We start from the raw sequence: 10,015 nt of genomic DNA on the forward strand, positions 1-10,015 counted from the left end.
CGTCGCCGCGCTCGTCGGCGACGCCGACCGTCTCGACCTCCTCCTCGCGCTCACCGAGTCCGACGCCCGCGCGACGAGCCCGCAGGCCTGGTCCGCGTGGCGGTCCGGGCTGATCCGAGGGCTCGCGGCGAAGGTGCGGGTCGTGCTCGGCGACGCCGCGGCGCTGGACGACCCCTCGTACGAGGGCTGGCCGGCGGGACTCGCGGTCCCGTCGAGGGTGCTGGGGGACGCGCCGTTCCTGGTCGACGTCGCCGGGCACCACGAGGGATCGCTGGTCCAGGTCACCGCACCCGACCGTCACGGGTTGCTCGCCGATCTCGCCGGCGCCCTCAGCGTCGCCGGTCAGCAGATCCGGTCGGCGCGGCTGGTCGAGCGCGACGGGACGACGACCAGCATCTGGGAGGTGGCCGGTCGAGACGTGGACGAGGCACGTCTCGTCCGCCGGATCCGGCAGGTGCTGGAGGGTCAGCTGTCGCTGGACGACCGTCTCGCTCCGTCGGGGGAGGGGCCGACGGAGCCTCTTCAGGTGATGCTCCACCACGACTCGTCGACCTCGGCGGTGGTCGAGGTGCGCGCTCAGGATCAGCGCGGCCTCGTGTGGGCCGTCGCGCGGACCATCACCCAGGAGGGCTACGGCATCCGCTCGGCCCACCTCTCGACCTTCGGGCCGCAGGCTCGAGACGTCTTCTACGTCGTCGACGGCGCGGGCGCCACGCTGAGCACGGAGCAGGCGGACGCGCTGGTCGAACGGCTGCGAGGGCTTCCGCTCTGACGGGCGCATCCGCCCCCGACGACGCGACGGGCGTACGGGCGGAGGGTCGCTTCGGGGCAGCCGTTAGGCTGGAACCCGCGCACGCCGCACGTCGCGGCTGTCACGACACCTGTGAGGAACGGCTGTCTTGTTCGACACACTCCAGAACCGCCTGCAGACCACCTTCCGCAACCTCCGCGGCAAGGGCAAGCTGTCCGAGGCCGACATCGATGCCACCGCCCGAGAGATCCGGGTGGCTCTGCTCGAGGCGGACGTCGCGCTGCCCGTGGTCAAGGAGTTCGTCGCCCGGGTCAAGGAACGCGCCCGTGGTGCTGAGGTCAGCCAGGCGCTGAACCCTGCCCAGCAGGTCATCAAGATCGTCAACGAGGAGCTCGTCGGCATCCTCGGTGGTGAGACCCGTCGGCTCAGGCTGGCCAAGAACCCGCCGACCGTGATCATGCTGGCCGGCCTCCAGGGCGCCGGCAAGACGACGCTCGCGGGCAAGCTCGGCCTCTACCTCAAGGGCCAGGGTCACTCGCCGATGCTGGTGGCGGCCGACCTCCAGCGCCCCAACGCGGTGACGCAGCTGCAGGTGGTGGGCGAGCGGGCCGGGGTCGACGTGTACGCCCCGCAGCCCGGCAACGGTGTCGGCGACCCCGTCCAGGTGGCCAAGGACGCTCTCGCGGAGGCGCGCAAGTCCCTGCACGACGTGGTCGTCATCGACACCGCCGGTCGCCTCGGCATCGACGAGGAGCTGATGAAGCAGGCGTCGGAGATCCGTGACGCCACCGATCCCGACGAGGTGCTCTTCGTCGTCGACGCGATGATCGGCCAGGACGCCGTGCGGACCGCCGAGGCGTTCCTCCAGGGGGTCGACTTCACCGGCGTCGTGCTGTCCAAGCTGGACGGCGACGCGCGCGGCGGTGCGGCGCTCTCGATCGCGCAGATGACCGGCCGCCCGGTGATGTTCGCCTCCAACGGCGAGAAGCTCACCGACTTCGACGTGTTCCACCCCGACCGGATGGCCTCGCGCATCCTCGATCTCGGCGACATGATGACGCTGATCGAGCAGGCTGAGAAGGCCTTCGATGTCGAGCAAGCGCAGAAGGCCGCCGAAAAGCTCGCCGGCAAGAGCGGCGACTTCACGCTGGACGACTTCCTCCAGCAGATGCAGGCCGTCCGCAAGATGGGGTCGCTCAGCAAGATCCTCGGGATGCTGCCCGGCGCCGGCCAGTTCAAGGACCAGCTTGCCAACTTCGACGAGCGCGAGATCGACCGGATCCAGGCGATCATCCAGTCGATGACGCCGGCGGAGCGCCACAACCCCAAGATCATCGACGGCTCCCGCCGCTCGCGCATCTCACGTGGCTCCGGGACCCAGGTCAGCGACGTGAACCAGCTCGTCGACCGCTTCTTCGAGGCCCGCAAGATGATGCAGCAGATGGCCAAGGGCGGCGGGATGCCGGGGATGCCCGGCATGCCCGGGATGCCCGGGATGCCCGGCATGGGTGGCAAGCGTGCGGGTGCCCGTCAGCAGGCCAAGAAGGGCAAGGGCAAGGGCAAGCGCGTCTCCGGCAACCCGGCGAAGCGCGCTGCCGCGGCGCAGGCCGAGGCGGCCAAGCCCAAGGCCGACGGCGCCTCGGCGTTCGGCTTTGGTGGCACCCCGCAGCCCGACGGCGACGTGGAGATCCCCAAGGAGATCCGCGACCTCTTCTGAGGTGCGGCCCGTCGGGTCCGCGCCGCCCGGAGGTCCACGGCCGCCTGAGCCGTACGGCGCCTGAGCCGTACGGCCGCAGGTCACTGCCCCCGCGAGGGAAACCAGCCGGCCCGGCCGAGCTGCGCAGGAGCCTGGGGGAGCCCGAGCTGCTCGGAGATCCACGCGCCGGTCTCGGCGACCTGGGTCGGGTCGACACCGGTGGTGAAGCCGGAGCGGTGGAGCAGATAGAGCAGGTCCTCGGTCGCCACGTTGCCGGTCGCGCCCGGAGCGAAGGGGCATCCGCCGATCCCGCCGGCCGAGGCGTCGAGGACCGAGACCCCGGCCTGCACCGCGGCCAGCGCGTTGGCGTAGCCGGTGTTGCGGGTGTTGTGGAAGTGCGCCCGGAGCGGCACGTCGGGCGCGAGGTCGCCGAGCGCGGAGACGAGCTCGGTCACCTGGGTCGGCACCCCGACGCCGATCGTGTCGGCGACCGCCAGCTCGTCCGGCGCCTCGTCCAGGACCGCGGCGGCAACGTCGCGCACGCGGCTGGTGGGGACCTCGCCGTCGAAGGGACAGCCGAACGCTGCGGCGAGGATCACCGACGTCCGTAGTCCTGCGGCGCGTGCGACCGGTGCGATGGCATGCCACGCGGCCACCTGGTCGTACGTCCCGACGCCTTGGTTGCGCACGGCGAGGCCTTCGGAGGAGACCACGACGACGGTGACCTCGTCGCAGCCCGCCGCGATGGCGCGGTCCAGCCCACGACGGTTCAGGACCAGCCCGATCGCGCTCAGTCGCGGGTCGTCGCGCACCGCCGCCATGAGGTCCTCGGCGTCGGCCATCTGGGGGACGCGGTCGGGCCGGGCGAAGGCGGTGACCTCGATCCGTCGCCCCCCGGCGTCGAGGCTGCGGCGCACCAGCTCGGCCTTCACCGACGTGGGAAGGATCGTGGCCTCGTTCTGCAGACCGTCGCGGGGAGAGACCTCGACGATCTCGACCGCCTGGGGCATGGTGCTCGCTGTCATCGCGTCCTCCTGGGATCCCTGGGCGTCGGAGTCTATCTGATATACGATCTTGTCCATGTCAATGGAGCAGACGCCCGGCGCTCTCGCCGGGGTGCGTGTCGTAGAAGCGGGCCAGCTGCTCGCGGGTCCCTTCGCCGGACAGCTGATGGGTGACCTCGGCGCCGACGTGGTCAAGGTAGAGGCGCCGGGTGTCGGTGATCCGATGCGCCAGTGGGGCCGCGAGAAGCCGCACGGCCACTCGCTGTGGTGGCCCGTCGTGGCGCGCAACAAGCGCTCGGTCACCCTCGACCTCCGCCGACCCGAGGGCCAAGAGCTCTTCCTGCGCCTCGTCGAGCACGCCGACGTCGTCCTCGAGAACTTCCGGCCCGGCACGCTTGAGCGGTGGAACCTCGGCTACGACCGGCTCAAGGAGCGCAATCCCGGCATCGTCCTCGTCCGGGTCAGCGGCTACGGCCAGACGGGCCCGTACGCCGGCCGTGCCGGGTACGGGTCCATCGGTGAGGCGATGGGTGGGCTTCGCTACATCACCGGTGAGCCTGACCGACCGCCGTCGCGGACCGGGCTCTCGATCGGCGACTCGCTCGCCGCGACCCATGCGACCGTGGGGACGCTCGCCGCGCTGCTGCACCGGGAGCGGACAGGTGAGGGACAAGTCGTCGACAGCGCGATCTACGAGGCCGTGCTCGCGATGACCGAGAGCCTGGTGACCGAGTGGGACGTCGCCGGCTACCAGCGTGAGCGGACCGGTCCGATCCTGCCCAACGTCGCTCCCAGCAACGTCTATCCGACCGCGGACGGCCACACCATCCTCATCGCCGCCAACCAGGACACCGTCTTCCGACGCCTGGCTGCGGCGATGGGGGAGCCGGAGCTCGCCGAGCTTCCGTCCTACGCGACCCACGGGGCGCGCGGGGCCCACCAGGAGGAGCTCGACAACCGGATCGCCGACTGGACGGCGAAGTACGACGCCGACGCCCTGCTGGTGCTGCTGCACGAGGCCGGTGTCCCCGCAGGGCGCATCTTCCGTGCCGCCGACATGCTCAAGGACCCGCACTACGCGGCGCGTGAAGCCGTGGTCCGTGTCCCGGACCCGACCTTCGGCACGCTCGCGATGCCCAACGTCGTCCCGCGCCTCTCGGGCACTCCCGGAAGCATCCGTTGGACGGGCCCGTCGCTCGGCGAGCACAACGACGAGGTGTACGGCACGCTGCTCGGTCTCTCCGACGACGAGCGGGCGGCGCTTGCCGAGGCCGGCGTCATCTGATGGAGCGCGGCGACGACTACGCGGCGGCGGGCTTCCTCGGCCGCCTGGGCTTCGGTGAGCGTCCGGCTGTGGTCGTGGTCGACGTCGTGACCGCCTATCTCGACCCGGAGTCACCGCTCAGCGATCGCGGTGGCCGCTTCGAGCGGGCTCGTGAGGCCGCAGCGCAGGTCGTCGACGCGGCCCGGACCGGCGGTGTCCCCGTGGTCTTCACCGAGGTACGGCTGATGGCCGGCGGCGCCGACGGCGGCCTGTTCCGGCGCAAGGTGCCGGCGCTCGCCGCCTTCGAGGCGGGCTCGCCGTGGGCGGCGTTCCCCGACGAGCCGGCTCCGCTGCCGGGAGAGGTCGTCGTGTCCAAGCAGTACGCGTCCGCCTTCTTCGGCACCTCGCTGGCCTCCACCCTGACGGCGTGGGGCGTCGACACGGTCGTGGTGGTCGGGTTCTCGACCAGCGGCTGCGTGCGCGCCACGGCGGTCGACGCCCTCCAGCACGGCTTCCGCCCGATCGTCGCTGCCGACGCCTGTGGGGACCGCGACGTGGACGTGCACGAGCACAACCTCTTCGACCTCGACGCGAAGTATGCGGACGTGGTCGCGGTGAGCGACGTGGTCGCTCACTTTCTCGCCCCATCCTTGTCCCGCACCTCAGAAGGAGCCGTACCGTGATCGAGCAGGATCTCTTCGACGATGCGCTGGAATGGGCGAGCTTCGCCCCTGCCGGTGCCGACCAGAAGGCGGAGATGGTGCTGCTGCACCAGTCCGCCGACGCCACCTCCCGCACCGTCCTCGTCCGTTTCCCCGCACGGTGGCAACGGGCCATGACCGGCAACCAGCCCGCCGGCGAGGAGATGCTGGTGCTCGAGGGAGCGCTGTCGATGTCGGGCAGCACGTGCCGTCCGGGGCAGATCCTCGTCGTGGAGCCGCGTGCGACCCGCTCCGAGACGGGCGTCGAGGACGAGACGCGTGCGCTCGTCTGGTTCAGCGGGGCGGCCGGCGGCTGGGTCGAGGGCGTCGCCCCTGAGCCCGGAACGATCGCCGTCACCGACCTCGCGCCGGGCGTCGTACGCCCTGGCGGAGGAGCGCTGTCCGGATCGGTGGAGCTGCGTGACGGCGCCGACCTCGGCGCTTTCCCGACGGACGCCGATGTCTACTGGCCCGCGCTGGGACGGTGGGCGCACCTCGCGGCCGGAGAAGCCGCTCCCTCGGGTGAAGGCACGGCGGTCGTCCGCCACTGGGCCTGACGACGTCCCGAAACGAGCGCGAGCCCCCCACCCGACATCGGGTGGGGGGCTCGTCTGTCGTGTCAGCGTCCTGACAGCGCTCGTGCCGCGTCCTTGTCGTACGTCCGAGCGGCCCACCGCAGGATCAGGACGCTGGTGAACAGCGGCGGCACCAACGCCAGGAACGCGGTGTTGATCGATCCGGTGGCGTCGGAGACGGCGCCGATGAGCAGCGGCCCGCCTGCGCCACCGAGGCTGAGCAGGAACTGCACGACGGCGAAACCGAGGCCTCGTCGTTCGGCGGGTACGACGTCGGCGGAGGCGGCTGTCAGGTTCGGGATGGCTCCCGAGAAGCCCACGCACGCCACCGCGACGAGAGCGATCCGAAGCCCGAGGCCCGGGAGCAGGACGACGCCGGTGATCGACACGGCGCCGACGAGCAGGAACCACATGCTCACGCGGATGCGCCACCCCGACCGCGTGCCGTGGTGCCGGTCGCCGATCCGGCTGCCGAGGACGATGCCGACCACGATGCCGACGCCGCCGATCCCTCCGGTGATGGCCGCCGCGGAGTCGTTCGCCAGTCCCTCGGTGCGCTCGAGCAGCGTCGGGAGCCAGTAGAAGAGGCCTCCCAGACCGAGGTAGAGGAACGCGAGGCTGATGGTGATCCCCCGCAGCGACGCGATGGCGAGGACCGCGCGCGCCTCCCTGAACATCGAGGTCGTGAGGCTCGGCGGCGGCGCCTCACCGTCGGGATCGGCAGCCGCGCCCGCCACCGTCGCGGCGCGGAGGCGGTCGATGCGGTCGCCGATCCCGCGGATCGGCTCGCGGACCGTGAGGACGAGCGCCGCGACGAGGACCCCGGGGACCGCGACCAGGAAGAACACGGACCGCCAGTCGAGCGCCTCGGAGATCGCGCCACCGACGGCGACGCCGATGGGGAGGCCCATGTAGTAGCCGGCCCGCTCCAGGCCGAATGCCTTCCCGCGGGAGGTCCCCGGGTAGAAGTCGGCGAGGAGACTGGACGACGGGGGGTTGTAGAGCTGACCCGCGGCACCGAGCATGATGCGCGTCATGAAGAACAGCGCGAACGTCGTCGCGAGGCCGCTCAGCACGGAGCAGACCGCCCAGACGAGCACGACGAGAGCGACGATGCTCGTCCGGCGACCCTTGTCCGCGAGCCGACCGGCAGGGAGGAGGAGCACGACGCCGGCCAGGGCGGCTGCGGTCGGGATGGCGCCGGCCATGGTGTCGCTGAACCCGAACTCCTCCTGGATGGCGGGCAGGGCGCCGGCGATGAGGTTGACCTCCACGCGGTCGATGAACGCCACGAGGGCGATCACGATGGCCGGCCACCACCCGAAGGGAGCGGGACGGGCCAGGTCGACGTCGACCGGGGGGCGTCCCACGAACACGTCGAGCGGGACAGTGGTCTTCGCGCCGGCCGGGGGAGGCACCGCGTCCTGCTCGAGCGCCGGCGGCTCTTTCGGCTCGCTCACGTCCGGGTCCTCTCGTCGGCATTCAGGTTCGTGAAAGTCTAGGGGACGATCGTAGAAGGATATATGGTTTACGCATGACAGTCGTACGCGTCGCCGCGATCCAGCTGGCCGTGACCGAGGACACCCAGGCCAATCTCGCCGGTGCCGTCCGCCTCGTCGAGGCCGCCGCCGGCCAGGGCGCGCAGATCGTCGTGCTCCCGGAGTTCGGCAATCACGTCTCCTGGTACGCCGACCGTGACCACGCGCGCCGGATGGCGCAGACGCTGGACGGCCCCTTCGTCGGGACTCTCGCCGCGACCGCTGCCGAGCACGAGCTCTATCTCCTCGTCAACTGCACGCTCGCCCAGGAGGACGGCCGGACGACCGGCAGCAACGTCCTCCTCGGGCCCGACGGTTCGGTCCTCGCCACCAGCGACAAACAGGTCCTCATGGGGAGCGAGCGTGACCACCTCGACCCGGCCACCGAGGCGTCGCCGGTCGTCGAGACACCGCTCGGCCGGATCGGCCTCTACTCCTGCATGGACGGCGTCATCAACGAGACGCCGCGTATGCTCGCCGTCGGCGGGGCGCAGATCCTGCTCAACAGTCTCAACTCCTTCGCGCTCGACGAGGCGTCGTTGCACGTCCCGGTGCGCGCCGTCGAGAACCGGGTGTGGGTGGTCGCGGCCAACAAGGTCGGTCCGCTGGTGCCCGGGCACAGCATCGACGCGGTCGCGACCGCGGTGGGCGTGCCGACCGAGCTGCTCCACGGGGCGGGGGAGAGCCAGATCGTGGCCCCCGACGGGACCGTCGTCGCTCGCGGGCCCCGGACCGGTGAGGCGGTCGTGATCGCCGACATCGACGTCGCCGAGGCTGACGACAAGCGACGGCCCGACGGCACCGACCTCCTCGCCTCACGTCGGCCGGAGCTGTACGGCGCGATCGTCGAGGCGCCGCGAGGTCGTCGCGCGCCCGCCGGGAGGGCGACGCTCGAGGCCGCCGTGCTGGCCCCGCGCGAGGGCGACGACGTCCTCGCCCTCGTCCGCGAGGCGGCCTCCGGCGGCGCCGAGCTGGTGGTCCTCCCCGAGCTCGCCGGGTGGGCGCACGGTGTGGCCACTCCCGGTGCGTCTCCGCAGCTCACCACGGAGGCGCTCCGAGACGCCCTCGCCGGTACGACGACGCTGGCCGTCACCTCGGTCGTCGACGACGACCGGCACGTCGGCCTTTTGGTGGGTGCCGGTGGCGTGGTGCACTCGCAACCGCAGCTGCACACCTGCGCGCGGCACGCCGCCTGGGCGACAAGGCTCAGCGAGGGTCTCGACGTGATCGACCTCCCCTGGGGCCGACTGGCCGTGGTGGTGGGCGACGACGCCCTCTATCCCGAGACCTTCCGACTCGCGGCACTGCAGGATGCCGACGTGGTCGCGGTGCCGTTCACCACGGCTGCCGCGCACGACCTTGATCTCCTGCTGCTCGAGCGGGCCGCCGAGAACCGGCTCAATCTCGCTGTCGCCTCCCGACCGGGCACGCACGGTGCGGGCATGCTCGTCCCGCTGTCGGCCGACTTCACCCTGTGGAGCGGCGGATGGCAGTTCGACGGCGTCATCAGCAGGTCCGAGCCTGTCTTCTCGGCCGGCTCGGTGACGACCGCGACGTTGAGACCCGAGCAAGCGGTCAACCGCTTCGTCTCTCGCGGCACCGACGTCGTCGACGGTCGCCCGTGGGCCCTGGCCGACGCGCTCGTCCGCCCGCACGACCTGGCTGAGGCCTCCGCGTGAGCGGCGCGTCAGCCTGAGCGAGGACGCCGGCGCCAGATCGGGCGCGGCAGATCAGGCGGGGTCGATCAGGCGCTGTCGGCCACGTCGCGGCTGCCGAGAGCGGCCATCAGCGACCGCTCACTGGCGTCGAGATGGGCGATCCACGACTTCTTGAAGGCGGCAGCCTTGCCGTCTCGCGCGAGCTCGAGGAGCTCGCGGTGCTCGTCGATGCGCTGCTCCTTGGTCTCGGGAGCGTGGTCGAGGTCCTTCATGAGCAGGTGCAGGTAGCGGTCGGCCGAGTGCCAGAGGAGCTCGAGGACGTTCCTGTCGACGTTGCCCATCACATCGAGCAGGAGCGTCTCGTGGAAGGCGTGGTGGGCGGCCGCGAGAGTCGCGGGCTCGCGCTCGATCGCGGCGTACTCCTCGAGGGCCTGCTCGGCGTCGGCGAGGCGTTCCTCGGTCATGCTGCGGGCCGCCTTGACCGCGAGGTCGCCCTCGATCAGGCGGCGGAGGCGGTAGATGTCTGCCAGGTCCTCCGGGCTCAGCGCTGCCACGAGGGCGGACCGTCCGGGACGCAGGCTGACGATGCCCTCGCTCTCGAGGCGGCGCAGTGCCTCGCGGACGGGGATGTGGCTCACGTCGTACAGCTCGCAGAGCTCGACGATCGACACCGACGACCCGGGCTGGATCTCCCCCGTGAGGATCGACGCCCTCAGCTCGCTCGTCACACGGTCGACGAGCGACACGTGGGCGATCGGGCGGGTGGCCCGGTCGGACCGGCTTCGTCGTGCCATGCGGGTGCTCCTCGGATCCGGGTACGGCGCTGTC

Annotated in this window: 8 protein-coding genes and 1 pseudogene; 6 read left to right on the forward strand and 3 right to left on the reverse strand. The window is 71.5% G+C overall.

Translation table 11 applies throughout. The annotated features are described in order from the left end of the window. Both PV363_RS12580 and ffh read left to right on the forward strand, forming a co-directional pair. Positions 1-772: pseudogene (locus PV363_RS12580) on the forward strand (hypothetical protein); the annotation flags it as partial. Between the two features lie 127 nt (positions 773-899). Then, positions 900-2,468 (forward strand): signal recognition particle protein, encoded by a 1,569-nt coding sequence (gene ffh, locus PV363_RS12585; protein ID WP_220346899.1) that lies wholly within the window; start codon positions 900-902, stop codon positions 2,466-2,468. Positions 2,469-2,548: 80 nt separating this feature from the next. On the opposite strand, the gene PV363_RS12590 is transcribed toward ffh, so the two are convergent. Then, a complete protein-coding gene (locus PV363_RS12590) occupies positions 2,549-3,472 on the reverse strand; it encodes a hydroxymethylglutaryl-CoA lyase (RefSeq protein ID WP_301022488.1) in 924 nt (307 codons plus the stop codon). Between the two features lie 55 nt (positions 3,473-3,527). Here PV363_RS12590 and PV363_RS12595 point away from each other — a divergent pair, with 55 nt between their 5' ends. The 3 genes from PV363_RS12595 to PV363_RS12605 are packed head-to-tail and all read left to right on the forward strand — an operon-like array spanning position 3,528 to position 5,973. After that, positions 3,528-4,736: a CoA transferase gene (locus PV363_RS12595; protein WP_301022489.1), complete on the forward strand. Its 1,209-nt coding sequence runs from the start codon at positions 3,528-3,530 to the stop codon at positions 4,734-4,736. Further along, the gene (locus PV363_RS12600; RefSeq protein WP_220341241.1) at positions 4,736-5,398 is read left to right on the forward strand and encodes an isochorismatase family protein; all 663 of its coding nucleotides are present in this window, start codon (positions 4,736-4,738) and stop codon (positions 5,396-5,398) included. Before PV363_RS12595 ends, PV363_RS12600 begins: the two co-directional genes overlap by 1 nt. Continuing rightward, entirely contained in the window at positions 5,395-5,973 is a 579-nt protein-coding gene (locus PV363_RS12605) for a hypothetical protein (RefSeq protein WP_220346903.1), read from the forward strand. The genes PV363_RS12600 and PV363_RS12605 overlap by 4 nt, the downstream gene beginning before the upstream one ends. Positions 5,974-6,035: 62 nt before the next feature. On the opposite strand, the gene PV363_RS12610 is transcribed toward PV363_RS12605, so the two are convergent. Next, entirely contained in the window at positions 6,036-7,451 is a 1,416-nt protein-coding gene (locus tag PV363_RS12610) for an MFS transporter (protein WP_220346904.1), read from the reverse strand. Between the two features lie 74 nt (positions 7,452-7,525). On the opposite strand from PV363_RS12610, the gene PV363_RS12615 reads away from it, so the two are divergent. After that, positions 7,526-9,208 carry a nitrilase-related carbon-nitrogen hydrolase gene (locus PV363_RS12615; protein WP_301022490.1) on the forward strand — a complete coding sequence of 561 codons (1,683 nt, stop codon included), beginning with the start codon at positions 7,526-7,528 and terminating at the stop codon, positions 9,206-9,208. Positions 9,209-9,273: 65 nt separating this feature from the next. On the opposite strand, the gene PV363_RS12620 is transcribed toward PV363_RS12615, so the two are convergent. Further along, positions 9,274-9,981, reverse strand: coding sequence for a GntR family transcriptional regulator (locus PV363_RS12620; protein ID WP_220341245.1), 708 nt, complete (start codon positions 9,979-9,981; stop codon positions 9,274-9,276). Positions 9,982-10,015: the final 34 nt, after the last annotated feature.

The sequence above is a fragment of the Mumia sp. genome (assembly GCF_028803055.1).
GTDB lineage: Bacteria > Actinomycetota > Actinomycetes > Propionibacteriales > Nocardioidaceae > Mumia.

What these genes read in the sequence shown, in the direction of transcription:
- PV363_RS12590 (WP_301022488.1), bottom strand. Translation starts at nt 3,472, where the DNA reads ATGACAGCGAGCACCATGCCCCAGGCGGTCGAGATCGTCGAGGTCTCT.
- PV363_RS12595 (WP_301022489.1), top strand. Translation starts at nt 3,528, where the DNA reads ATGTCAATGGAGCAGACGCCCGGCGCTCTCGCCGGGGTGCGTGTCGTA.
- PV363_RS12600 (WP_220341241.1), top strand. Translation starts at nt 4,736, where the DNA reads ATGGAGCGCGGCGACGACTACGCGGCGGCGGGCTTCCTCGGCCGCCTG.
- PV363_RS12615 (WP_301022490.1), top strand. Translation starts at nt 7,526, where the DNA reads ATGACAGTCGTACGCGTCGCCGCGATCCAGCTGGCCGTGACCGAGGAC.
- PV363_RS12620 (WP_220341245.1), bottom strand. Translation starts at nt 9,981, where the DNA reads ATGGCACGACGAAGCCGGTCCGACCGGGCCACCCGCCCGATCGCCCAC.